Source organism: Pelomonas cellulosilytica (assembly GCF_021353265.1).
GTDB classification, from domain to species: domain Bacteria; phylum Pseudomonadota; class Gammaproteobacteria; order Burkholderiales; family Burkholderiaceae_C; genus Pelomonas; species Pelomonas cellulosilytica.
Genome location: NZ_JAJTWU010000007.1, coordinates 179785 through 203324, shown reverse-complemented (window position 1 = coordinate 203324; position 23540 = coordinate 179785). Strand labels below are relative to the sequence as shown.

21 protein-coding genes are annotated in these 23540 nt (G+C 68.2%); 17 read left to right on the top strand and 4 right to left on the bottom strand.

Translation table 11 applies throughout. The features are described 5' to 3' along the window. Positions 1-6: 6 nt before the first annotated feature. From ftsA to LXT13_RS18265, 6 genes are all read left to right on the top strand, one after another. A complete protein-coding gene (gene ftsA, locus LXT13_RS18290; RefSeq protein WP_233373389.1) occupies positions 7-1236 on the top strand; it encodes a cell division protein FtsA in 1230 nt (409 codons plus the stop codon). An 84-nt stretch (positions 1237-1320) separates the two neighbouring features. Further along, the gene (gene ftsZ, locus LXT13_RS18285; protein WP_233373388.1) at positions 1321-2565 is read left to right on the top strand and encodes a cell division protein FtsZ; all 1245 of its coding nucleotides are present in this window, start codon (positions 1321-1323) and stop codon (positions 2563-2565) included. A 217-nt stretch (positions 2566-2782) separates the two neighbouring features. After that, positions 2783-4741, top strand: a complete 1959-nt coding sequence (locus LXT13_RS18280) for a sensor histidine kinase (RefSeq protein WP_233373387.1) — start codon at positions 2783-2785, stop codon at positions 4739-4741. An 18-nt stretch (positions 4742-4759) separates the two neighbouring features. After that, on the top strand, positions 4760-5695 hold the full coding sequence (gene lpxC, locus LXT13_RS18275; protein ID WP_233373386.1) for a UDP-3-O-acyl-N-acetylglucosamine deacetylase: 936 nt from the start codon (positions 4760-4762) through the stop codon (positions 5693-5695). A gap of 10 nt (positions 5696-5705) precedes the next feature. Continuing rightward, on the top strand, positions 5706-5891 hold the full coding sequence (locus LXT13_RS18270; protein ID WP_233373385.1) for a hypothetical protein: 186 nt from the start codon (positions 5706-5708) through the stop codon (positions 5889-5891). A gap of 369 nt (positions 5892-6260) precedes the next feature. Then, the gene (locus LXT13_RS18265; RefSeq protein ID WP_233373384.1) at positions 6261-6851 is read left to right on the top strand and encodes a hypothetical protein; all 591 of its coding nucleotides are present in this window, start codon (positions 6261-6263) and stop codon (positions 6849-6851) included. A gap of 153 nt (positions 6852-7004) precedes the next feature. Here LXT13_RS18265 and LXT13_RS18260 read toward each other — a convergent pair whose 3' ends face one another. Next, a complete protein-coding gene (locus tag LXT13_RS18260) occupies positions 7005-8495 on the bottom strand; it encodes a carboxypeptidase M32 (RefSeq protein ID WP_233373383.1) in 1491 nt (496 codons plus the stop codon). Then, entirely contained in the window at positions 8492-8989 is a 498-nt protein-coding gene (locus LXT13_RS18255) for a YqaA family protein (protein ID WP_233373382.1), read from the bottom strand. Before LXT13_RS18255 ends, LXT13_RS18260 begins: the two co-directional genes overlap by 4 nt. Positions 8990-9086: 97 nt before the next feature. Between LXT13_RS18255 and dusB the strand changes: the two genes are divergently transcribed. From dusB to ruvC, 11 genes are all read left to right on the top strand, one after another. After that, on the top strand, positions 9087-10148 hold the full coding sequence (gene dusB, locus LXT13_RS18250) for a tRNA dihydrouridine synthase DusB (RefSeq protein ID WP_349254845.1): 1062 nt from the start codon (positions 9087-9089) through the stop codon (positions 10146-10148). A 7-nt stretch (positions 10149-10155) separates the two neighbouring features. After that, a complete protein-coding gene (locus LXT13_RS18245; protein ID WP_233373381.1) occupies positions 10156-10407 on the top strand; it encodes a helix-turn-helix domain-containing protein in 252 nt (83 codons plus the stop codon). A 7-nt stretch (positions 10408-10414) separates the two neighbouring features. After that, on the top strand, positions 10415-11992 hold the full coding sequence (gene purH / locus LXT13_RS18240; protein WP_233373380.1) for a bifunctional phosphoribosylaminoimidazolecarboxamide formyltransferase/IMP cyclohydrolase: 1578 nt from the start codon (positions 10415-10417) through the stop codon (positions 11990-11992). Positions 11993-12361: 369 nt separating this feature from the next. Further along, positions 12362-13783, top strand: coding sequence for a coniferyl aldehyde dehydrogenase (locus LXT13_RS18235; protein ID WP_233373379.1), 1422 nt, complete (start codon positions 12362-12364; stop codon positions 13781-13783). Beyond that, positions 13780-15429, top strand: a complete 1650-nt coding sequence (locus LXT13_RS18230) for a GMC family oxidoreductase (protein WP_233373378.1) — start codon at positions 13780-13782, stop codon at positions 15427-15429. The genes LXT13_RS18235 and LXT13_RS18230 overlap by 4 nt, the downstream gene beginning before the upstream one ends. Before the next feature lie 65 nt (positions 15430-15494). Next, on the top strand, positions 15495-16043 hold the full coding sequence (locus tag LXT13_RS18225) for a GNAT family N-acetyltransferase (protein ID WP_233373377.1): 549 nt from the start codon (positions 15495-15497) through the stop codon (positions 16041-16043). Next, a complete protein-coding gene (locus LXT13_RS18220) occupies positions 16040-16429 on the top strand; it encodes a GFA family protein (protein WP_233373376.1) in 390 nt (129 codons plus the stop codon). Before LXT13_RS18225 ends, LXT13_RS18220 begins: the two co-directional genes overlap by 4 nt. 142 nt (positions 16430-16571) lie before the next feature. After that, on the top strand, positions 16572-17468 hold the full coding sequence (locus tag LXT13_RS18215; RefSeq protein ID WP_233373375.1) for a tetratricopeptide repeat protein: 897 nt from the start codon (positions 16572-16574) through the stop codon (positions 17466-17468). A 128-nt stretch (positions 17469-17596) separates the two neighbouring features. Next, positions 17597-18247, top strand: a complete 651-nt coding sequence (locus LXT13_RS18210; protein WP_233373374.1) for a lysophospholipid acyltransferase family protein — start codon at positions 17597-17599, stop codon at positions 18245-18247. Further along, positions 18247-19245 carry a phosphatidate cytidylyltransferase gene (locus LXT13_RS18205; protein WP_233373373.1) on the top strand — a complete coding sequence of 333 codons (999 nt, stop codon included), beginning with the start codon at positions 18247-18249 and terminating at the stop codon, positions 19243-19245. Before LXT13_RS18210 ends, LXT13_RS18205 begins: the two co-directional genes overlap by 1 nt. A 10-nt stretch (positions 19246-19255) precedes the next feature. Continuing rightward, positions 19256-19804, top strand: coding sequence for a crossover junction endodeoxyribonuclease RuvC (gene ruvC / locus LXT13_RS18200; protein ID WP_233373372.1), 549 nt, complete (start codon positions 19256-19258; stop codon positions 19802-19804). Positions 19805-19852: 48 nt separating this feature from the next. Here ruvC and LXT13_RS18195 read toward each other — a convergent pair whose 3' ends face one another. Next, on the bottom strand, positions 19853-20365 hold the full coding sequence (locus tag LXT13_RS18195; protein WP_233373371.1) for an FxDxF family PEP-CTERM protein: 513 nt from the start codon (positions 20363-20365) through the stop codon (positions 19853-19855). 17 nt (positions 20366-20382) lie between these two features. Further along, entirely contained in the window at positions 20383-23457 is a 3075-nt protein-coding gene (locus LXT13_RS18190; RefSeq protein ID WP_233373370.1) for an ExeM/NucH family extracellular endonuclease, read from the bottom strand. Between the last annotated feature and the right edge of the window lie 83 nt (positions 23458-23540).

Sequence of the window (23540 nt, the reverse complement as noted above, 5' to 3'; positions counted from 1 at the left end):
ACGGACATGGCCAAGGAATACAAGGATTTGGTCGTCGGGTTGGATATCGGCACCGCCAAGATCATGGCGGTGGTGGCCGAGGTTTTGGCGGGCGGTGAATTGCGCATCGCCGGGCTGGGTGTCGCGCCTTCGCATGGCTTGAAGCGTGGCGTGGTCGTCAATATCGATGCCACTGTGCAGTCCATCCAGCAGGCCTTGAAAGAGGCCGAAATGATGGCTGACTGCAAAATATCGCGGGTTTACACGGGGATCACCGGCAGCCATATCCGCGGTCAGAACTCCACCGGCATGGTCATCGTGCGTGACAAGGAGGTCACGCCGGTCGATGTGACCCGCGTCGTCGAAACCGCCAAGGCCATCAATATCCCCAACGATCAGCGCCTGCTGCTGGTCGAACCGCAGGAATTCGTCATCGACGGCCACGAGGTCAAGGAACCGATCGGCATGAGCGGTGGTCGGCTGGAGGTCAAGGTCCATATCGTGACCGGCGCCCAAAGTGCGGCGGAAAACATCGTCAAATGCGTGCGACGGTGTGGTTTGGAAGTCGATCAGCTGGTTTTGAACCCCAGCGCCTCCAGCCACGCGGCGCTGACGTCTGACGAGCGCGACCTGGGCGTGGCGCTGGTGGATATCGGCGCCGGCACAACCGATGTCGCGATATTCACCGGTGGCTCGATCCGGCATACCGCCGTGATACCCATCGCGGGCGACCTGATCACCAGCGACATCGCGATGGCGCTGCGCACCCCGACCAAAGACGCCGAGGAAATCAAGGTCGAGCACGGCGTGGCCAAGCAGCTGCTGGCCGACCCGGCGGACCAGGTAGAAGTGCCCGGCCTGGGAGACCGCAGCCCCCGCATGCTGTCCAAGCAGGCGCTCGCCGGCGTCATCGAGCCGCGGGTGGAGGAAATCTTTTCCCTCGTCCACCAGGTCATCCGGGAATCGGGCTATGAGGAATTGCTGTCCAGCGGCATTGTGCTGACTGGCGGCTCTGCCGTCATGCCGGGGATGGTGGAACTCGCCGAGGATATTTTTCTGAAACCTGTCCGGCGCGGCCTGCCGACGTATTCCGGCGCGCTTTACGACATGGTCGCGAACCCGCGTTCGGCCACCGTCATGGGGCTGCTGGAGGAAGCGCGGCTGTCGCGCAGTCGGGGTTTCAAGGCGGCCCAGCAGGCGGGCTCCGTGCAAACCCTGCTCGGTCGAGTCAAGGATTGGTTCATGGGGAATTTTTGACCCCCCAAACCCACTAAAAAGTTGTTTCTGCAACTAGTCAATCACACAGTGCCGCGGCACAATTGCACCAGTTAGGAGGTTGATATGCCCATTGAGATGATCGAAGAGTTTGACCAAGGCACCCAAATCAAGGTGATCGGGGTCGGTGGTGGCGGCGGCAACGCCGTGGACCACATGATCGCCCAGGGCGTTCAAGGCGTTGAATTCATCTGCGCGAATACCGACGCTCAGGCTCTCAACCGCTCCAAGGCCGACCAATTGCTGCAACTCGGCACGTCCGGTCTGGGTGCCGGCGCCAAACCCGAAATGGGCAAGGCGGCTGCCGAGGAAGCCGAAAACCGCATTCGCGAATCCATCGCCGGCGCCAATATGCTGTTCATTACCGCCGGCATGGGCGGTGGCACCGGCACCGGCGCCGCCCCGGTGATTGCACGCGTCGCGAAGGAAATGGGCATCCTGACAGTCGGTGTCGTCACCAAGCCGTTCGAGTTCGAAGGCGGCCGCCGCGCCAAGGCTGCCGATACCGGCCTGGCCGAACTGGAGGCCAATGTCGACTCGCTGATCGTCGTGCTGAACGACAAGCTGCTCGATGTGCTGGGCGATGACGTCACGCAGGATCAGGCCTTCGCGCATGCCAATGACGTGCTGAAGAACGCCGTTGGCGGCATTTCGGACATCATCCACATCCCCGGTCTCGTGAACGTCGACTTCGAAGACGTGAAGACGGTGATGAGCGAGCCGGGCAAGGCCATGATGGGCACGGCCCAGGCCACCGGCCCCGACCGTGCCACCAAGGCCGCCGAAGCGGCCGTCGCTTGCCCGCTGCTAGAGGGCATCGACCTGTCCGGCGCGCGCGGCGTGCTGGTGCTGATCGCTGCAAGCCGTGCGAACTTCAAGCTCAGCGAGTCGCGTAACGCGATGAACGCGATCAAGCGCTATGCGTCGGAAGACGCGCACATCATTTACGGCACCGCCTATGACGAGAGCCTGGGCGATGCGCTGCGCGTGACCGTCATCGCGACGGGCCTGACGGCCGGCCGTGCCCGCCAGCAGGCACCGCTGCAGGTGGTGCAGACGACGCAAGTCGTGCGCAACGGCACCGATGGCATGGCCATGCCGGTTCTGACGCAGGCGGTGGCCATGGCCGCGCCGGCGACGGCGCAGCAGGCCAACGTTGGCCTGGGCCTGGGTGACTTCGCCAACGCCAACGTGCCCAGCGTCTGGCGCCATGGCCGCTCGGGCAGCGCGGCCGCCAAGGTCGAGGCGCTGTCGTCCAACGGCATGGACGAGATCGAGATCCCGGCCTTCCTGCGCAAGCAGGCCGATTGACGATCGCCACCTCTTCGATCGCCGAAAGAAGGGCGGGCCGGCAGGTCCGCCCTTCTGCTTTGCGGATCTGCTTTGCGTGGCCTAGGCCGTCGGGCCGGTCGGGCAAGCCTCCTTCCCTCCGAGGCGAACGGAGACTGCCGTCCACCGCACCAGATTGGGACGCTGCCTGACGCTGTGGCATGCTCGCGGCCCATGTCGACACCCACGATTCGCCAGGATGTCTGAGCTGAGCGCCGTGCTGCGTGGCTGGCTGCTGCTGCTTTTGCTGATCAGTTGCCTGCCCGCCGGGGCCCAGCGCCTGCCTCAGCCCAGCGCGCCGGCGGATGAGGCAGCGCCGGCCGAACTCGCCACCACCGCCTGGACGCGCGACCAGCTGGACGCCTGGTGGGCGGCGCTGCGCCACCAGGCCGTCGGTGGCAATGGCGTGGTGGAGCTGTCACCGGAGCTGATGCCGCCGGAGGACGCGGCGGCCTGGCGGCCGGTCACGCTGCCCGACGTACGGGCGCGGCCCAGCGCGGCGGTCGTTGGCAACGACCGCACCTACGAAATGCGCTGGTACCGGCTGCGGCTGCCGCCGGGCCAGGAGGACCCGCAGGCGCTCTACCTGCCCCGGTTGGTGACCTTGTCGGCGGCCGTGCTGATGCATACCGAGAGTGGCTGGCAGATGCTGCTGGACAACCAGTATGCCGAGCGCGAGCAGTGGGTGCAGCCCATTTACCTGCCGCTGCCGGGCAATGGCGCGCGGGGGCTGGAATTGGTCGTCGCGCTGCCGGTGCCGGCGGGCAGCTACCACGCGGTGTCGCGCATGTGGCTTGGGCCGCGCGACGTGCTTGAGAAGCGCTGGCAGTGGCGCGTGCGCATGCAGAGCGGTTTGCCGCAGGCTGTCACGCTGACGCTGGCCGTGCTGGGCTTCTTCGCGCTGACGCTGTGGCTGCGCCGGCGCGACGAGGCGATCTACGCGTTGTTCGGGCTCACGGCGTTGGCCTGGATGGTGCGCAACCTGCACTACTACGTCAGCTTGCCGGCCTCACCGCTGGCCCAGGACTGGTTCTGGTGGGGCACGCATGCATCGATGGCGTGGGTCATGCTGTCGGCCTTGCTGTTCGCTATGCGCTTTGCTAAGCAGCGGGCGCGACGCTTCGAGCAGGTGCTGATCGGCGCGGTCGGCTTGGTCAGCGTCGTCAGCATGCCGCTGTGGCTGCGCCAGATCGACATGGTCGTGCTGCAGTACACCGTGACGGCCCTCGTCGCAGGCACCGGCACTACCTGGCTCGCGGTCATGGGTTGGCGCGAGCGGCATGCCGAGGTACGCCTGATGGCGCTCGCACTTGTCGTGGGACTGCTGATCGGCGTGCACGACCTCGCCGTACTGGCCGGTTGGGCCTGGCCGGAACATGTGTTCCTGATGCCCTTCGCCACGCTCGTCGTCATGCTGAGCTTCCTGCATGCGGTGCAGCGCCGCTATGTGGGCACCGTCGAGGAGGTGCAGGCGCAGAACAGCCAGCTGCAGGAAGACCTCGACGAGCAGATCTCCGTGCTGCAGGTGCAGAACGAGCAGCTGCGCGAGGCCGAGCGGCAGCAGGCCTTGCTGCTGGAGCGTCAGCGCATCATGGCCGACATGCACGATGGCCTCGGTTCCTCGCTGCTGTCGGCGCTGGTCGCCGTGGAGCAGGGCAACATGTCGCACGAGAAGGTCGTCGAGGTGCTGCGCGAGTGCGTGGACGACCTGCGGCTGGTCATCGACTCGCTGGAGCCCGTCGGCCATGACCTCGTCTCGCTGCTGGCCACGATGCGCTACCGCCTCGGCAAGCGGCTGCAGACCGGTGGGCTCAAGCTCGACTGGGACGTGCAGGACCTGCCCCCACTCGAATGGCTGGAGCCGCCCGATGCGTTGCACGTGCTGCGCCTGATGCAGGAGGCGCTGAACAACGTGCTCAAGCATGCGCGGGCCAGCCGCGTGCGCATGGTCACGCGGCACCATGGCAGCTATGTCGAGATCCGCGTCGAGGACGACGGCGCCGGCTTCGACTTGCAGAACATCCAGCATGGCCGCGGGCTGAAGAGCCAGATCAAGCGCGCCCAGCGACTGGGTGGCAAGCTGCGGATCGACTCGTCGCCCGGCAATGGGACGCGGCTATCGCTGCGATTGCCTGTAGAGCGCAAGCCGCCGGGCTGATTCCGGGACAATCCCGGCATGGTCAAGCAACGCACTTTGAAGTCGATCACGCGCGCGGTTGGCGTGGGCATCCACAGCGGCCAGAAGGTCGAGCTGACGCTGCGGCCGGCGCCCGCCGACACCGGCATCGTCTTCCGCCGCGTGGACCTGTGCCCGCCGGTTGACATCCCAGTGGGCGTGATGTCGGTCAGCGACACCCGCATGGCCACGACGATCAGCCCCGGCGGCGACCCAGGCGCGCCGAAGGTGCAGACTATCGAGCATCTGCTGTCCGCCTGCGCGGGCCTCGGGCTGGACAACCTGGTCGTGGACATCAATGCCGACGAGGTGCCGGTGCTGGACGGCTCGGCGGCCAGCTTCGTCTTCCTGCTGCAGTCCGCGGGCATCGCGATGCAGGACGCGCCCAAGCGCTTCCTGAAGGTCAGGAAGCCCGTAGAAGTACGCCAGGGCGAAGGCAAGCGGCTGATGTGGGCCCGGTTGGAGCCGCATCACGGCTACACGCTGAGCTTCGAGATCGAATTCGACAACCCGGCCGTTGCCGCCACCGGCAGCCAGTTCGTGTTCGACATGGGCTCGGGTCTCTACAAGAAGGAGATCGCGCGTGCCCGCACCTTCGGCATGACGGCCGACATCGACCTGATGCGCTCGCGTGGACTGACGCTGGGCGGGTCGATGGACAACGCCATCGTCGTGGACGACTACAAGGTACTGAATGCCGACGGCCTGCGCTACGACGATGAGTTCGTGAAGCACAAGATCCTCGACGCCATCGGCGACATGCAGGTCGCCGGCATGCCCCTGCTGGCGGCCTACACGTCGTTCAAGGGCGGCCACGCGTTGAACAACAAGCTGCTGCGCGCGCTGATGGCCGAGGAGGCCGCCTACGAAGTCGTCACCTTCGACGACGAGCGCCAGGCGCCACAGGGCTTCGCCGAGCTGGCGCCGGCGTGGTGAGGCGCGTCGCATGATGTTTGCCCGCCTGCTCATCGGCCTGCTGCTGTTCTCGGCCATCGTCTGCCTGGCCTTGTCCGTCGCGACGGGCCAGAGACGCTGGCGGCGGCTCGGGCTGATCATCCTGAAATGGACGGTCATCGCCGGTCTCGCGTTCTTCGCCGTGTTGATCCTGGAGCGATTGGCGCTGTTGCTGTGACGGCGTTCACGGCCGGCCCCATCACCCCTGGGCTTACGGGGGTGCGAAGCACGCCGGCCGTGCTCAGAATGGCGCCACGGTCGATGCCCGCAGGCATCGGCCCAGCCCGGACAACAACAATCCCGGGTGCCACGCGCGGAGATGGCCGGGGGGCCGGGGAAGCGCGATGGATTGGAAGAGATCGTTCGCTAAGAACTTGAGCCGTCCTCATCAGGCGGCTTATTTTTTGCCGGTGCAGGGGTGCTGTCTGCAGGCTGTCGGGTGTTACAGCCGCTCACGCAAACGCGCGCCGCCACGTCGTCGCAGGGCCGCATCAGAGGCGTTGTCTGCTCAGGCCAGCCGTCGCTGACCGCTGAAAGGACCCTCACCATGAAGATCGCCCTCATCGCCTCCGCCACCCTCGCCCTGTTTGCCAGCGCCGCCATGGCGCAAGCCCCTGCGGCCCAGTCCACCGTCCAGCGTGACGTGAACCAGCAGCAGCGCATCGAGAACGGTCTACAGAGCGGCAAGATCACCACCCGCGAAGCCGCCCTGGTCGAGCGCGACGAAGCCAAGGTGGACAAGCTGCAGGCCCGGGACATGAAGGACGGCAAGCTCAGCGCGACGGAGCGTCGCGAACTGCGCACTGCGCAGAACAAGGCCGGCCGCGACATCAGGACGGCCGAGTCCAACGGCGTCAATGGCAACCCGCTGTCAGCCTCCAGCCAGCGCATGCAGGCCGACGTGCAGCGCAACGTGAACCAGGAGAAGCGGGTCGAGAACGGCCTGCAGACCGGCGCGCTGACGAAGCATGAGGCCGCGCGACTGGAGCAGGGCCAGGCGCATGTCGACCGCGCCGAGGCGCATGCCGCCGCCGACGGCCATGTGGGCGCGGGTGAGCAGCAGCATGTCCAGCGCGCGGAGAGCCGCCAGAGTGCGCGCATCCACCGCGCCAAGACCAACGGCACGACGGCTGGCTGAAGTAGAGCCCCTCGCCCGATACCGCCCTGAATGCGGGCGGTATCGGACAGTCCCCCGAGAGGGCGACGATGTTTGCAGCAATGAGCCGCAACCACATCGCCCACCGGGCCGGCTTGGGGCGGCCCGGCGCTCGGCCTGAGTACCGTGCGCTGCTTAGGCGCCCAGGTAGCGCCCGCGCAAATGAGCCTCGAAGTGGGCCGGGTTCAGTGGCTCGCCGCTGGCACGCCGGACCAGCTCCGGCGTCTCCCAGCGGCTGGCTTCCTGCCAGACGTGGGTGGACAGCCAGTCGAACACGCCGCCCAGCTCACCGCGGGCGATGCGGGCGTCCAGGTCGGGCTGCTGCGTGCGCATCGTCGCGAACCACTGCGACGCGTACATGGCGCCCAGCGTGTAGCAGGGAAAGTAGCCAAACAGGCCGGCGGGCCAGTGCACGTCCTGCATCGGGCCGTCCTTGAAGTTGCCGCGCGTGTCCAGGCCGAGCAGTTCGGCCATCTTCGCGTCCCACAGCGCCGGGATGTCGTCGACCTCGGCATCGCCTTCGATCAGCGCGCGCTCGATGTCGAAGCGCAGCAGGATGTGCGCGGGGTAGGTCACCTCGTCGGCATCCACGCGGATGAAGCCAGGCTGTACGCGGGTCAGCAGCTTGTGCAGGTTCTCGGGCTCGAAGGCCGGCTGGGCACCGAAATGCTCGACGAGCAGTGGCGCCAGCAGGCCGGCGAATGCTGCGTGGCTGCCCAGTTGCATCTCGAAGCTGAGGCTCTGGCTCTCGTGGATGCCCATCGAACGTGCGAGCGCGACCGGCTGGCCCAGCAGCTCGCGCGGCAGGCCCTGCTCGTAGCGGCCGTGGCCGGTCTCGTGGATGACGCCCATCAGCGCGGGCAGGAAGTCGTCCTCGCGGTAGCGCGTCGTCATGCGCACGTCCTCGGGCACGCCGCCGCAGAACGGGTGCGTGCTTTCGTCCAGCCGGCCGGCCGCGAAGTCGAAGCCCATCAGCTGCATCGCGGCCAGGCCCAGCGCCTTCTGCGCCGCGATGGGGAAAGGGCCTTGCGGACGGATGACGGTCTCGGTGGCCTGCTTCGCGAGGACGTCGCGGATCAGCCCGGGCAGCCACTGGCGCAACGGCGCGAAGGCGCGCTCCACGTCGGCGCTGCGCATGCCCGGCTCGTACTGGTCCAGCAGCGCGTCGTACTTGCTCAGGCCGGTGCTCTGCGACAGGCAGTCCGCCTCCTGCCGTGCGATCTTCAGCACCTCGCGCAGGTTGGGCGCAAAGCCCGCCCAGTCGTTGGCCGGGCGCTGCGCGCGCCAGGCGTGCTCGCAGCGGTTGTTGGCCAGGCTCTTGGCTTCCACCAACGCCTGCGGCAAGGCATTGGCGGCGCGCCAGGCGCGGCGGATCTCGCGCAGGTTGGCGTGCTGCAGCTCGTCCAGCGGCTCGGCGTCAGCCGCGTCGAGCAACCCCTTCAAGGCGGGGTCGGTCGCCAACTGGTGAAGCAGGCCGTTCATCTCGGCCAGCGCCAGGCTGCGCGCCTCGTTGCCCTTGGACGGCATGTTGGCCGCCTGGTCCCATTGGGCGATGGCTTGCAGGTGGGCCAGGCGGTAGAGGCGCTGCTGGCGTGCGGTGAGGTCTTGATAGGCGGGCGTGTTCATGACAACCAGGATTCCGGAATGAGCCACAGCAAGGCGGCGGTGTAGAAGACGAAGCGTAGGAACTTGCCCACTGCCATGTAGGCGACGCAGGGCCAGAACGGCAGCTTGAGCCAGCCGGCCACGGCGCACAGCGGGTCGCCGACGATGGGCAGCCAGCTCAGCAGGCAGGCCTTGGGGCCGAAGCGCTGCAGCCAGCGCATCGCCCGCGAGTGGGACGGCTCATGATGCTGTACGGCCTCGACCGCCTTCTCGGCGCCGTAGCCGATCCACCAGCTCGTGATGCCACCCAGCGTGTTGCCGATGGTTGCGACGACGATGACGGGCCAGAACATGCCCGGGTCGGCCTTGACGACAAGGAACACAGCCGGTTCCGACCCCAGCGGCAACAGCGTCGCCGAGATGAACGCGATGACGAACACCGCCACCAGCCCCACCTGGGGCAGTGCGAGGGCGGCGAGCAACTGGGCGATGTGTTCAGACAGCCAAGCTTCCATGGAGCGGCATTGTGGGCTGGCGCGAGGCGACTTCGTGTCGGACAAGGCTTCGGCAGGCAGCTCGCTACAATCCCGCCTCTTTTTTAAGCAGAACCTCGTGCAGATCGGCCCCCACACCCTCCCTGAAGTCGCGGGGACAGCGCTGTTCGTCGCGCCGATGGCTGGGGTCACGGACCGTCCGTTCCGCCAGCTGTGCCGGCGGCTCGGTGCGGGCTATGCGGTCAGCGAGATGGTCACGTCGCGCAAGGAGCTGTGGAACAGCCTGAAGACCTCGCGCCGGGCAGACCATGCTGGCGAGCCCGGGCCGATCGCCGTGCAGATCGCCGGCACCGACGCCGCGATGATGGCCGAGGCGGCCGCCTACAACATCGACCGCGGCGCGCAGATCATCGACATCAACATGGGCTGCCCGGCCAAGAAGGTGTGCAACAAGTGGGCCGGCTCGGCGCTGATGCGCAACGAGGTGCTGGCGCTCGACATCGTCGAGGCGGTCGTGGCGGTGTGCGCACCGCGCTGCGTGCCGGTCACGCTGAAGATGCGCACCGGCTGGAGCGCCGACGAACGCAACGCGCTGCGGCTGGCCCGCCTCTTCGAGGCCGCAGGCATCGCGATGCTCACCATCCATGGCCGCACGCGCGAGCAGGGCTACACGGGCCTGGCCGAGTACGACACCATCGCCGCCGTGAAGGCCGCGGTGGTGATCCCGGTCGTCGCCAATGGCGACATCGACTCGCCCGAGAAGGCCCGCGACGTGCTGGCCTACACGCAGGCCGACGCGCTGATGATCGGCCGCGCCGCTCAAGGGCGGCCGTGGATCTTCCGCGAGGTCGCACACTTCCTGTCCACCGGTGGCCACCTGCCGGCCCCCACGGTGGCAGAGGCGCGTGACGTGCTGACCGAACATCTTCACGACCACTACGGCCTGTACGGCGAGCTAAGCGGCGTGCGCAGCGCCCGCAAGCACATCGGCTGGGCCGTGCGCGGCCTGCCCGGCGGCGACGCCTTCCGCCGCCACATGAACACCCTGGAGCGCTGCGAAGAGCAGTTGCAGGCGCTCCGCGACTGGTTCGACGACCTCGGCCAGACCTACCACCGGCTGCCGGCGACCCCGGCGGCCAACGACGAAGACGCGCCGGCTGACCCCGCCTGTGCCGCCTGAACCAGCCATGAGCGCCCAGAAGAACACACCGCCCAATCCCATCGACGCCTGCGTGCGCGACAACCTCGAAGCCTTCTTCCGCGACCTCGGCGGTCAGGAGCCGCACTCGATGCACGAGATGCTGGTCAAGCTCGTCGAGAAGCCGCTGTTCGAGATCGTCATGCGCGAGGCCGGCGGCAACCAGAGCAAGGCTGCGCAATGGCTGGGTATCAACCGCAACACGCTGCGCCGCAAACTCACTGATCACAACATTGGCTGACTCCACCATGGCACTGACCGCACTCCTCTCCGTCTCCGATAAGACCGGCATCCTCGAATTCGCCAAGGAGCTGCACGCCCTCGGCGCGAAACTGCTGTCCACCGGCGGCACTGCGAAGCTGCTCGCCGACAACGGCCTGCCCGTCACCGAGGTGGCCGAGCACACCGGCTTCCCAGAAATGATGGATGGCCGCGTGAAGACGCTGCACCCCACGATCCACGGCGGCCTGCTGGCCCGCGGTGACGTGGCCGAGCACGTGGCCGCGATGGAGCAGCACGGCATCACGCGCATCGACATCCTGGCCGTCAATCTCTACCCGTTCGAGGCCACGGTGGCCAAGCCCGGCTGCACGCTGGAAGACGCCATCGAGAACATCGACATCGGCGGCCCAGCCATGGTGCGCAGCGCGGCCAAGAACTGGAAGGACGTGACGGTGCTGACCGACGCCGCCCAGTACGCCGGCGTGCTGGCTGAGTTGAAGACGAACGGCAAGACCAGCGATACCACCCGCTTCGCCTGCAGCGTCGCCGCGTTCAACCGCATCGCGCAGTACGACGCGGCCATCAGCAACTACCTGTCCGCGCTGCAGGCCGGCGGCGCCAAGGCCGAATACCCGGCGCAGATGAACTCCACGTTCGTTAAGGTGCAGGACCTGCGCTACGGCGAGAACTCGCACCAGTCCGCGGCGCTGTACCGCGACCTGTTCCCGGCCCCCGGCTCGCTGGTCACGGGCAAGCAGCTGCAGGGCAAGGAGCTCAGCTACAACAACATCGCCGACGCCGATGCCGCGTGGGAATGCGTCAAGGCCTTCGACGCGCCGGCCTGCGTCATCATCAAGCACGCCAACCCCTGCGGCGTGGCTGTGGGCGCGAACCCTGCCGAGGCCTACAGCAAGGCCTTCAAGACCGACCCCACCAGTGCTTTCGGCGGCATCATCGCCTTCAACCGCGAGCTGGATGGCGTGGCCGCGCAGCTTGTCGCCAAGCAGTTCGTCGAGGTGCTGATGGCGCCCAGCTTCAGTGCCGAGGCGCTGGAGGTGTTCAAGAGCAAGGTCAACGTGCGGCTGCTGCAGATCGCGCTGCCGGCCGGTGGCTCTCGCCCGTGGGACCAGGGCCGCAACGCGCAGGACGTCAAGCGCGTCGGCTCGGGCCTGCTCGTGCAGACGGCCGACAACCACTTCCTGAAGCGAGAGGACCTCAAGGTCGTCACGACGCTGCAGCCCACTGCGCAGCAGCTGGACGACCTGATGTTCGCCTGGACCGTCGCGCAGTACGTCAAGAGCAACGCCATCGTCTTCTGCGGCGGTGGCATGACGCTGGGCGTCGGCGCCGGCCAGATGAGCCGCGTGGACTCCACCAAGATCGCCGCCATCAAGGCTGCCAATGCGGGGCTTGCACTGCAGGGCTCGGCCGTGGCCAGCGACGCCTTCTTCCCGTTCCGCGACGGCCTGGACGTCGTGGCGGATGCCGGCGCCAGCTGTGTCATCCAGCCGGGCGGCTCGGTTCGTGACGAGGAGGTCATCGCCGCCGCCAACGAGCGCGGCATCGCGATGGTCTTCACGGGAGTGCGGCACTTCCGGCATTGAGCAAGGACCCAGAACAGGCCCTGCGGCCTGTTCGACGCCTTGCGAGGGACTTGCGCCAAGCAGGGCGTGAGGCATGACGATTCCCACGTCCTGGCCGCTGCGCTGAACGCGGGCGGTCCGAACGATCCCCTGGGGGGATGGCGATGCTGGCGTCAACGAGCCGCCAGCACCTCGCCAGACGGGCTGGCTTGGGGCGTACCGGCGCTCTGCCCTAAGGAAAGCCCGACGGTCTCCGCTGAACACCGGCACGTGCGTCGCGTGTCAGTGGCGGGACTAGACCGATCGCTCTACTCCAGGGCGCACCCCGTTGGTGAGCCCGGGGCTTGGGAGTAGCCTCCGAGACTTCACAAGAAGCCGCCGGAGACACCCATGGACACCGCGCTGCAGGAACGCCTGCACCTGGCGCTGCTCGCCCAGCGTCGCGCCTTCGAAGCCGAGCGGATGCCGTCCTACGAGGTGCGCCGCGACCGCCTTCTGCGGCTGCTGGCGATGACGCGCCAGTATGGCGACGAGCTCGCCGCGGCGATGGCGCAGGACTTCGGCCACCGTGCGCGGCAGGAGTCGCTGCTGGCCGACCTGTTCACCGTCGAAGCCGGCGCGCGGCATGCGATGAAGCACTTGCGCCGCTGGATGAAGCCGCGGCGGGTGGCCACGCCGCTGCACTTCCTGCCGGGGCGCAACGTGCTGATGCGCCAGCCGCTGGGCGTCGTGGGCATCGTCTCGCCCTGGAACTACCCGTACTACCTCGCGATGGAGCCGGCCATCGCCGCGTTGGCCGCCGGCAACCGCGTGCTCATCAAGCCGTCGGAGTTGACGCCCGCCACGAGCGAGCTGATGGCACGGATCGTCGCGGAGCATTTCCGGGCCGAGGAGATGCAGGTCATCACCGGCGGCGCCGACGTCGGCAAGGCCTTCACCGAGCTGCCGTTCGACCACCTGTTCTTCACCGGCTCCACGGCCGTCGGCCGGCACGTGGCGCAGGCCGCGGCCAGGAACCTCACGCCGGTGACGCTGGAGCTGGGGGGTAAGTCCCCCGCCATCGTCGACCGCAGCTGCGACATGGACCTGACCGCGTCGCGCCTCGCCTTCGGCAAATTGTTCAACGCCGGGCAGACCTGCGTCGCGCCGGACTACCTGCTGGTGCCGCGCGAACTGGTGGAGCCGCTCAGCCAGCGGCTGATGGCCGAGATGGGGCGGCTCTACCCGCACATCGCCGGCAACGCCGACTACACGGCCATCGCCACACCGCGCCACCTCGCGCGGCTACAGGCGCTGGTTGACGATGCAGCGCGGCGCGGCGCCCGTGTGCTGCGCACGCACGACGAGCAGCCGGACCCGGCCCAGGACCGCCGCCTCGTGCCGGCGCTGCTTCTCGATGTGCCGCCGGATGCCACCGTCATGCAAGAGGAGATCTTCGGCCCTCTGCTGCCCGTCGTCGCCTACGACCAGGTGGACGAGGCGCTCGCCCATGTCAACGCGGGCGATCGGCCGCTGGCGCTGTACTGGTTCGGCAGCGACACGTCCGTTCGCGACCACGTCATGCAGCAGACCCATGCCGGCGGCGTGACCGTCAACGACTGCCTTTGGCACCTCGGCCAGGAGGAGCAGCCCTTCGGCGGCGTGGGCGCGAGCGGCATGGGCGCCTACCACGGCGAGTGGGGCTTCCGCACCTTCAGCAAGGAGAAGCCCGTGTTCCTGCAGTCTCGCCTGGCCGGCACGGCGCTGCTGCGGCCGCCGTATGGAGCGACGTTCGAGCGGCTGCTGGCGCTGCTGCGGCGGATCAGCGGATGACGGCGCCTGACCCGGTCCGCTTCGACGAGACCCATGACATCCTCGTCGTGGGGGGCGGTTCGTCCGGTGCTGCACTGGCCGGGCGGTTGAGCGAGGACCCATCGTTGCAGGTTGCCGTGCTGGAAGCCGGGGCCGACGTGAACAACTGGCTGGGCAGCGTGCCGACGGCGGCCGTGCTGATGGTGCCGAGCAAGCTGCACAACTGGGCCTTCCAGACCGTGCCGCAGCCCGGGCTGGGCGGCCGCTGCGGCTATGTGCCGCGCGGCAAGATGCTGGGTGGCTCGTCGGGCATCAACGCCATGGTCTACATCCGCGGCCAGCGCGAGGATTACGACGCGTGGGCCGCGCTCGGCAACGCCGGCTGGGGCTGGGACGACGTGCTGCCGTACTTCATCCAAAGCGAGGGCAACGACAGCTTCGGTGCGCCGCTGCACGGCCAGGCCGGCCCGCTGAAGGTCAGCCGGCTGCGCACCGACAACCCGCTGCATGCAGCGTGGCTGGCCGCGGGGCTCGAGGCCGGCCATGCGATCAACGATGACTTCAACGGCGCCACGCAGGAAGGCATCGGCATCTACCAGGTCACGCAGGACCGCGGCGAGCGCTGCAATGCCGCGCGCGCCTATCTGCGCCCGCACCTGCACCGGCCCAACCTTCGCGTGCTGACGCAGGCCCATGTGCAGCGCATCCTGTTCGACGGCCGCCGGGCCGTGGGCGTGGAGGTGCGCGTCGGCGGCGAGCTGCGCCGGCTGCGGGCGCGGCGCGAGGTCGTGCTGTCGGCCGGCGCCATCCTGTCGCCGCAGCTGCTGATGCTGTCGGGCGTGGGCGATGCCGAGCAACTGCGTGCCCAGGGCATCGAGGTTCGCCATCACCTGCCCGGCGTTGGCGCCAACCTGCAGGACCATCCCGACTTCGTCTTCGGCCTGCGCAGCCGCGACCCGGTCCATAGCTTCGGCCTGTCATTGCGTGGCGGCCTGGCCTTCGGCGCTGCGGTGCGCCGCTACCGCGCCGAGCGCCGCGGCATGCTGACGAGCAACTTTGCCGAGGGCGGCGGCTTTCTCCGTGCGTCGCCCCGCGAGAGCCGGCCCGACCTGCAACTGCACTTCGTTGTCGCCGGTGTCGAAGACCACGCGCGCAAGATGCGCTGGGGGCATGGTCTGTCCTGCCATGTCTGCCTGCTGCGGCCGAAGAGCCGTGGCGCCATCACGCTGGCCAGCGCAGATGCCGGCGTGGCGCCGCGCATCGACCCCGCCTTCCTGCAGCATCCGGACGACGTGGCGGGCATGGTGGCGGCCTTCAAGCTCACGCGCGAACTACTGCATCAGCCGTCGTTGCGGGCGCAGTGGGTCCGTGAGCTTTGGAGCACCGAGACCCGCAGCGACGCCGAGATCGAGGCGCTGCTGCGCCAGCGAGTGGACACGATCTACCACCCGGTGGGCAGCTGCAAGATGGGGGCGGACGCGATGGCCGTCGTCGATGCTCAGCTGCGCGTGCACGGCCTGCAGGGCCTGCGCGTGGTGGACTGCTCCATCATGCCCACGCTCGTCAGCGGCAACACCAACGCGCCAGCCATGATGATCGGCGAGAAGGCCGCGGAGCTGATGCGCATGGCGCCGGAGCGGGTAGACGAGGTGGTGACGGCGGTCTGAGGGCTTGTGTGCCATTCGGGCACCGCCGGATAACGCTCAAACACCGAGCACGGCACACTGCGGCCATGCCCGCCGATCTCAAGATCCGCCCTGCGCGCGCGTCGGACGCCGCGCCGCTCGCCGCCTTCGCCACCCGGTCCTTCACGGACACCTATCGGGGCCTGGATGACCCGCAGGACATTGCCGACTACGTCGCCGAGCATTTTCGCCCCGACGTCGTTGCCGGCATCCTGGCCGATTCCGCCTGCACCGTGCTGCTGGCCGAGGCCGATGGCGCGCTGGCGGGCTATGCCATCGTGCGCGACATCGCGCCGCCCGCCTGCGTCACCCGCCCGGCGCCGCTGCAGCTCTGGCGGCTCTACCTGGGCACCGACTTCATCGGACATGGCCTGGGCTCGCGGTTGATGGCCGCGGCCCACGCCGAGGCCTATCGGCGCGGCGGTCAGACGCTCTGGCTGGGCGTCTACGATCGCAACGTGCGGGCCGTTGAGTTCTACAAGCGCGCCGGCTTCCGGCAGGTGGGCACGCGGGACTTCCTGTTCGGCGGCCGTATTTACATCGATCCCATCTACGCCGCGCCCGTGCGGCCGCCGACCCAGGAGACCCATCCATGATCGAAGGCAGCTGCCACTGCGGCGCCGTGCGCTGGCGTTTCGATGGCCAACCGGACGGTGCCACCGCCTGCAACTGCACCATCTGCCGTCGCTACGGCGCGCTGTGGGCCTATGACTACGTGGACGAGGGCATCCACGTGAGCGGCGCGACCGAGGCGTACATCCGCGGCGTCGCGATCGAGTTCCACTTCTGCCCGCGCTGCGCCTGCGTGGCCTACTGGCGCGGACTGCGGCTGGAGGACGACGGGCGGCGGCGCATCGCCGTCAACCTGCGGCTGGCCGAACCCGGCGACGTGGCCTCCATTCCCATCGACCACTTCGACGGCCTGGACACGTTCGACGACCTGCCTCGAGACGGGCGCTGGGTGGGCGACTACTGGTTCTAGCGACTTCTGGTCGGGTCCGGTCTAGGACGGCGCCTACGCCGGGAACCTTGAAATCGGAAAGCCCGGCGCCAGATCCAGGGCGCAAACTGCCGGTTCGGCCACGCGCGTGCTGCGCGTGGACGCTGGCCTGAGGAGAGTCGACATGAAGTTCCCCCGAATGCTGCTGATGGGCCTGGCGCTGCTGTCCGCGCTGTGGATGGGTGCGGCGAACGCGCTGCCCACCGTGGATCAGGTGCAGGCCGCCGCGCGCAGCGGCGACTACACCGGTGCCGAGAAGATGATGCGCGAGGTTGTCGAGGCCAAGCCCGACAGCGCGCGCGCGCACTACGTGCTGGCTGAGATCCTGGCGCATGAGCGCCAGTTCCGCGAGGCCGCCGAGCATGCCCGCCGTGCCCGCGCGCTGGACCCGGCGATCAAGTTCACCGATTCGGCCAAGTTCACTGCCTTCGAGCAACTGCTGCAACGTGAGCAGACCGGCGAGGCGCGTGCCGTCGCACCGTCGTCGCTGGGCAGCCCGGCCGCACCGGCGCCTCGCGCCGCGCCGCCGGTGGAACGCGCGGAATCCGGCGGTGGCGTGCCGGTCTGGCTGCTGGCCGTCGGTGCGGTCGCGTTCATCGCGCTGGCAGCGAGCTGGATGCGGCGTCGTACCGCTCAGCAGGTGCAGCAAATGCCCCAGCCGGCGATGGCAGGGGGTTACGGCGGTGGTGGCTACGGCATGGGCGGCTATGGCCCCGGCGTGCAGCCCACGTCCGGCGGCCCTGGCTTGATGGGCGTGGGCCTGGCGGCGGCCGGCGGCGTGGCCGCGGGCATGCTGGCCGAGAAGCTGCTGCATGAAGGCCATGATGAGCGCAGCGTGCCGCGCGATGCCGACGTGGGTGGCGGCAGCGGCCTCGTTCCCGGCGCCTTCGGCGGCGGCGACATGGGGGCGGCCGACGAACTGACCCGCCGCGACATCGACTTCGGCAGCGGCGGCGACAGCTGGGATGCCGGGGGCGGCGGGGGCGACTTCGGTGGCGGCGGCAGCAGCGACGACTGGTGACGTCCCCGGGCCAAGGAAACCTTGGCCGATCTCCTTGCGGACGCTGATGCCTTGCTTGGCATCAAGCCGCCAACGCACTGCCAGAGCGCGCCGGCCCGCAACGTCACCGGCCGCGATAATCGCGTCCCATGACGCTTGCCGCCTTCACCGGCCAGTTGCTGTCCTTCATCGCCCGGCTCATCACTGGCGCGCAGGGCCACTGGAAGGGCTGCCCGCCAAAAGCCGAGCAGCGCATCTACATCGCCAACCACCAGAGTCACTTCGACCTCGTCCTCATCTGGGCAGCATTCCCGCATGACCTGCGCGCGTCGACGCGGGCCATCGCCGCCAAGGACTACTGGACGACCAGCGCCTTCAAGCGCTGGCTGACGACCGAGGTCTTCAACGCCATCTACGTCAGCCGCACGCGCAGTAACCCCGACGAAGACCCGCTGGAGCCGCTGGCCGAGGCGCTCGCCAACGGCGACTCGCTCGTCATCTTTCCCGAGGGTACGCGCTCCAGCAAAGGCCATCCGATGCCTTTCAAGAGCGGCATCTACCACCTCGCTCAGCAGTTCCCCGACGTGCCGCTGATCCCTACGTGGATCGATAACGTGCAGCGCGTCATGCCCAAGGGCGAGGTCGTGCCGGTACCCATCCTGTGCACTGTCACGTTCGGCGAGCCCATTCAGCTGCGCGAAGGCGAAAGCAAGGCCGACTTCCTGTGCCGCGCCCGCGAGGCCGTCATGGAGCAGCGTCCCCATCCCGAGCTCGTGGGCCACGGTGGGGAGTCCGACTGATGCGCTGGCTGAAAGCGCTGACGGCCAGCGAACAGGTGGCCCTGCTCTTCGTCGTGCTGTTCGGCTTCCTGATGTTGCTGACGGCCGGCCTGTTCCTGAACTCGCTGCGCGAGCGCGAGGACGACGCCGCCCGCCGCGCCTCAGAACTGGCCTGGGAACGGGTGCGCCGCGATTTGCGCGCGGCCTGGATCGGCGGCTGCATGTTCTGGATCGCGTGGGTGTCCGGCCCGCTGGGCGCGACGCTTCTGTTCGCGCTGTTCTCGTTCCTCGCGCTGCGCGAGTTCATCACCCTCGTGCACACGCAGCGCAGCGACCACCGCACGCTCATCGTCGCCTTCTTCGTGCTGCTGCCCGTGCAGTACATGATCTGCGGCACGCGCTTCTTCGACCTCTTCACCGTCTTCCTGCCCGTCTACGGTTTCCTCGTGCTGCCCATCGTCAGCGCGTTGTCGGGCGACCCGCAGCGATTCCTGGAGCGCAACGCCAAGATCCAGTGGGGCATCATGGTCTGCGTCTATGGCCTGTCGCATGCGCCGGCGCTGCTGTTGCTGGACATTCCGGGCTATGCCGGGCGCGGCGCCTTCCTGCTGTTCTTCGTCGTCATGGTCGTGGCGGCCTCGCAGATCGCGCAGGAGATTGCGACGCGGACGCTGCGCCGCCGTCCGGTGGCCCGGCAGATCAGCCGCAGCTTCTCGATGCGCGCCTGGTGGGTCGGCACGCTGACCGGTTCGGTGGCCGGCCTGCTGCTGTACTGGATCACGCCGTTCAAGGCCGGCCAGGCGTTGGCGATGGCCTTTCTGACGTCCGGCGCGGCGGGCTTCGGCGGCCTGGTCATGAAGGCGCTGAAGAAGGATGCCGGCGTGCTGTACTGGGGCAACCGCAGCTCCATCACCGGCGCCGTCGGGCTGCTCGACCGCATTGCCGTGCTGTGCTTTGCGGCGCCGGTGTTCTTCCACTCGGTGCGCTGGTACTTCCAGCTGCCGCTCGGCTACCGCTGACTGGCCCTCTATGAGAATTCTGGGAATTGATCCTGGCTTGCAGACGACCGGTTTTGGCGTCATCGAGGCCGATGGCCCGCGGCTGGCCTATGTCGCCAGCGGCACGATCAGGACGAGCAGCGTCGCCGTCGGCGACCTGCCGGCGCGGCTGAAGATCCTGTTCGACGGCATCCGCGAGGTCGCGGCGCGCTACGAGCCTCAGTGCGCGGCGGTCGAGATCGTCTTCGTCAACGTGAATCCGCAGTCCACGCTTCTGCTGGGCCAGGCGCGCGGCGCGGCATTGACCGCGCTGGTGTCGGCCAACCTCGCGGTGAGCGAGTACACCGCACTGCAGATGAAGAAGGCCATCGTGGGCCATGGCCATGCGAAGAAGGAGCAGATCCAGGCCATGGTGCAGCGGCTGCTGAACCTGCCGGGCTTGCCTGGCAAGGACGCGTCCGATGCGTTGGGCCTGGCCATCATGCACGCGCACGCCCGCGTGAGTTTCGACGCGATGAGCCGCAGCACGACGCTGCAGCGCCGCCAGCACGCTCAGTTCAAGGGTGGGCGCACGTACTGAAAGCGAACGGCCCGCCGAAGCGGGCCGTTGCGTGAGGGCGAAAACCCGTCAGGCCTTGCGGCGGCGTGCGATCCAGCCGATGACGCCGAGGCCGCCCAACATCAGCGCATAGCTCTCGGGTTCGGGCACCGGGGCGAAACTGAGCGTCGCGGCGCCCTGGTCGCTGAAGTCGCCATTGGCGTAGTAGGTGAATGCCGGGAAGTCGCCGACGGGACTGGCCGTCACGAGGCTATAGCCGGTGCCGAACGAGGCCACCATCTCGACGCCCGCCACCGCGCTGCCGTTGAATGTGACGGCGCTGGCCGCCAGCTCCGTACCAGTGACGCTGTAGGCCTGGCCGTTCAGCATGAAGCTCAGGCTCTTGACCGGCGCCAGCATGGTGTTCCAGACAGGGTCGGTGAACAGCGTCGTGTCGTCGTAGACGAACTGGCCGGTCAGCACCTTGCCCCCCAAGCTGCCGTCGTCGAACGGCGTGCTGCTGAAGTTGATGACGACGTCGGCGGCCTGCACGTGCAGCGCGACGGCGGCGATGGCCGCCGCGAGGATGGTCTTGCGGATCATGTGTCTTCCTGTCGGGATCAGAACTTGTAGCTCGCCGCCGTCAGCGCGCCGCAGGCGACACCGCGCAGTTGCAGCAGTTGGAGGGCGCGCTGCGGGCCGGCGGCGCCATCGCGGTCGATGGCGATGACGGCACCGGTCGGCGACGCGGTGCAGGTCACGTGGCCACTGGCCAGCGGGTCGGCGCTGGCGATGCCCAGCGACTTCAGCAGTCGCGTCAGCACCAGCGTGTCTTTGCCCGGCACGAAGTCGGTGATGACGTCGCCCGCATCCAGCATGCTGCCGTAGACGAACTGGTTGTTGCCGCCGTTGCCGGTCAGCGTGTCGGCACCGGGGCCGCCTTCAATGACATCGTCGCCAGGCGTGCCAACGATGGCGTCACGGCTGTCGGTGCCGGTGAGGCTCTTCAGCAGATTCAGCCCCATCACCATCGGGTCATGGTCCGACGAGCGGTACGGCGTGGCCGTGTAGAAGTCCGGGCTGCCGCTGCTGGAAAAGGGCACCTTGAACTCCGTGTTGTAGTCGATGAAGCTCGGCTCATCGGCATTGATGTGCCAGGACGTGGCGTACACCACCTTCGGCGCGAGCGCCGCGGTCGTGAGGCCGTGGTCCAGCCGGCCCGAGGCGCCGTCAAACACGTAGGAGTAGTCCAGCGGGTCGAAAGCCGCCACCGCGTCGACGATGCTTCCGTCGCTGGTCAGCGCGTCGATCGGGTCTTCCTTGGCGTAGCTGTTGAAGTCGCCCAGCAGCACGACTTGTTCGGTGCCGGCGGTGGACTTCACGGTCTGCAGGAAGGTCTTGAGACGCTGGGCCTGCTGCACGCGGCGTGCGTTCCAGCAGCCCTGCAGGCCGTCGTCGGCGTCGGGGCCGGCGCCGCTGGGGCAGGAGCCCTTGGACTTCAGGTGGTTCACGATGACGGCGAACTTCTCACCGTTGGGCAGCGCGAAGCCCTGGGCCAGCGGCGGGCGGTTGTTGATCGCATCGGCGTCCGACAGCGTCGCGCCATTCAGCGTCAGCTTGCCCGGCTTGTAGATCATCGCCACGCGAATGGCGTCGCTGCCGGTGCCCTGGTCGGGCAGCGGCACGCTCGCGTAGGTGCCTGCGCCGAGCTTGGCGTTCAACTGGCTGACGAGGTAGTTCACCGTCGTGCTGCCGCTGTTCTGAATCTCCATCAGACCCACGACGTCGGCGTTCAACGCGCCAAGCTCGGCCACGGTCTTGGCCAACTGGCGGTTGAACTCGGTCAGGTTGTCCGCGCCGCGGCAGTTGCTGTTGGATGTGGCACCGTCGAGCGAGCAGCCAGCCGAGCCGGCCACCAAGCTGCCGTTCGTGAAGCTGGTGAAGAAGTTCAGCACGTTGGCGCTGGCGATGCGCACGTTGCCGCCGGTAACCTGCGGCTTGGCCACGCGCAGGTTGGTGCGGGCGAAGCTCACGCCCGCCACGTCCAGCGGGTGGAGCTTGTACATGCCGAAGTCGGTATTGCTGCTGGTGGCCAGACCGTAGTCGACGACGCCGGTGATGCTGCCCGTCGTGTCGCCCGCGCGCAGCGTGTTGCCGGTGCCGATGTAGGGCGCCGGGTTGGGGTTTTGCGCGGTGCTGCCGTCGTCCAGCAGGATGCTGCGGCGCGCGTTGTCGGCCTGCAGCGCCAGCGCATCGGGGCCGGGGCGGTAGACGTTGGTCGGCGTGAAGACGCGGCCGCCCGCGGCGATCGTGACCTGGCCGTAGCGGCCCTGGAAGTAGTTCTGCTGCGCCATCAGCGGGCCGCGCAGCGTCACGAGCATGCCCTCGTAGGCTTCCAGGCCGCCGGCCGGCAGTGTCGCCAGGTCGAGCTCGACCGGCGTGACGGCGTTGCCGCTGCCCAGCAGTGTGATGCCGGTCGGGCTGGCCAGCTGCGTGACGGTGTGAGCCAGCGTGTCGGCATTGCCCGCCGCGCCGGTGTTGAACTCGGTGACCTTGCCGGACAGCCTGACGGACTGGCCCACGCTGACCGTCGGCGCGGTGCTCGTGAACACGAAGATGCCGTCGGAGGCGGCGCCGTCATGCCGGCCCAGCGGGTCCTGCAGGTAGAAGCCGTTGCTCATCAGCTTTGTCACGACGCCACTGGTCGTGACGGTCGCGCCCTCCATCGGGCTCCTGGCGCCGGTGCCCTGGATGGCCGAGATCTTCGTCACGCCGCTGACCGACAGCTTGAAACTGCAGCTGGCAGTCTGCGCTTCGTCGTTGGCCCATTTCAGGCCGAGGTCGTAGTTGCCGGCCGCCAGCGTGTTGGCCACGTTGAACTGCTGCGTCGCAGCCGCGCCGTCGCCGCTGGCCGCGGTGAAGCTGCCCAGCGTGATGCCGTCGGGCAGCGGGCCAACGAGCGTCGCCGCCGTGATGCGGCTGTCGGCGTCGGTGGCGCTGACGCTGAAGCTCGTGGCGCTGCCGGCGGCGACGCTGGCGTCCGGGCAGCTCGGCACGATGGGCTGGTTGATCGGGCCATTGCAGCTCAGCGTCGTGGCGGTGTTGCGCGGTGCCGGCGCGCCGGTGCTGAAGTCGCTGGCGTTGCTGTTCGTGTCGGTACAGCCATTGGCGGCGCGCAGCAGGGCCGTCGAGGTGGTGGTGGCCGGTGCGGCCGAGCCTTCGGCGAAGTTGGCATTGCCGTAGCCGACGAGGTCTTCAATCTGTGCCAGCTGGGTCGACGAGCAGACCGACGAGCCGCCGTTGCAGGCCAGGCCCGTCGTCACGTTGGCGAGGATGACCTTGCCCGCCGAGCCCGACAGGTTGAGGCTGCCGGTGGCGTCGGCCGCCGGCAGGGCGGGCCCGGTCGTCGTGGCCAACTTCACGAGGTAGAACTGGCCCGGCTGCAGCAGGCCGGACAGTGCCACGACACCGTTGCCGGCAAACGAGCCGGTGCCGGTGGCGCTGGCGTACTGGATGGAGAACCTGCTCAGGTCGACCACTGCCGCGCCGGTGTTGTGCAGCTCCACGTAGTCGCTGGCGAAGATGTTGCCGTTGGCGCCGTACACCTGGCTGATGACGACGCCGGACGCTGAGGCCAGCGCGACGGGGGCGGCCAGCGCCGCGGCAAGGAGGGAAACCAGGGGTTTGAGCTGCATGACGGAGAGGCAGAGGTTCGAGGCGGCGCGATGCTAGGCAGCGTTGATGACGGTTTCATGCGCCGCGGCATAGGCCGGTCGTC

Coding starts and splice junctions, on each gene's coding strand:
- LXT13_RS18270 (WP_233373385.1), top strand. CDS start 5,706: ATGATGTTTGCCCGCCTGCTCATCGGCCTGCTGCTGTTCTCGGCCATC.
- LXT13_RS18255 (WP_233373382.1), bottom strand. CDS start 8,989: ATGGAAGCTTGGCTGTCTGAACACATCGCCCAGTTGCTCGCCGCCCTC.
- purH (WP_233373380.1), top strand. CDS start 10,415: ATGGCACTGACCGCACTCCTCTCCGTCTCCGATAAGACCGGCATCCTC.
- LXT13_RS18260 (WP_233373383.1), bottom strand. CDS start 8,495: ATGAACACGCCCGCCTATCAAGACCTCACCGCACGCCAGCAGCGCCTC.
- ftsZ (WP_233373388.1), top strand. CDS start 1,321: ATGCCCATTGAGATGATCGAAGAGTTTGACCAAGGCACCCAAATCAAG.
- LXT13_RS18195 (WP_233373371.1), bottom strand. CDS start 20,365: ATGATCCGCAAGACCATCCTCGCGGCGGCCATCGCCGCCGTCGCGCTG.
- lpxC (WP_233373386.1), top strand. CDS start 4,760: ATGGTCAAGCAACGCACTTTGAAGTCGATCACGCGCGCGGTTGGCGTG.
- LXT13_RS18190 (WP_233373370.1), bottom strand. CDS start 23,457: ATGCAGCTCAAACCCCTGGTTTCCCTCCTTGCCGCGGCGCTGGCCGCC.
- LXT13_RS18225 (WP_233373377.1), top strand. CDS start 15,495: ATGCCCGCCGATCTCAAGATCCGCCCTGCGCGCGCGTCGGACGCCGCG.
- ruvC (WP_233373372.1), top strand. CDS start 19,256: ATGAGAATTCTGGGAATTGATCCTGGCTTGCAGACGACCGGTTTTGGC.
- LXT13_RS18230 (WP_233373378.1), top strand. CDS start 13,780: ATGACGGCGCCTGACCCGGTCCGCTTCGACGAGACCCATGACATCCTC.
- LXT13_RS18210 (WP_233373374.1), top strand. CDS start 17,597: ATGACGCTTGCCGCCTTCACCGGCCAGTTGCTGTCCTTCATCGCCCGG.
- LXT13_RS18265 (WP_233373384.1), top strand. CDS start 6,261: ATGAAGATCGCCCTCATCGCCTCCGCCACCCTCGCCCTGTTTGCCAGC.
- ftsA (WP_233373389.1), top strand. CDS start 7: ATGGCCAAGGAATACAAGGATTTGGTCGTCGGGTTGGATATCGGCACC.
- LXT13_RS18235 (WP_233373379.1), top strand. CDS start 12,362: ATGGACACCGCGCTGCAGGAACGCCTGCACCTGGCGCTGCTCGCCCAG.
- LXT13_RS18215 (WP_233373375.1), top strand. CDS start 16,572: ATGAAGTTCCCCCGAATGCTGCTGATGGGCCTGGCGCTGCTGTCCGCG.
- LXT13_RS18220 (WP_233373376.1), top strand. CDS start 16,040: ATGATCGAAGGCAGCTGCCACTGCGGCGCCGTGCGCTGGCGTTTCGAT.
- LXT13_RS18280 (WP_233373387.1), top strand. CDS start 2,783: ATGTCTGAGCTGAGCGCCGTGCTGCGTGGCTGGCTGCTGCTGCTTTTG.
- LXT13_RS18205 (WP_233373373.1), top strand. CDS start 18,247: ATGCGCTGGCTGAAAGCGCTGACGGCCAGCGAACAGGTGGCCCTGCTC.
- LXT13_RS18245 (WP_233373381.1), top strand. CDS start 10,156: ATGAGCGCCCAGAAGAACACACCGCCCAATCCCATCGACGCCTGCGTG.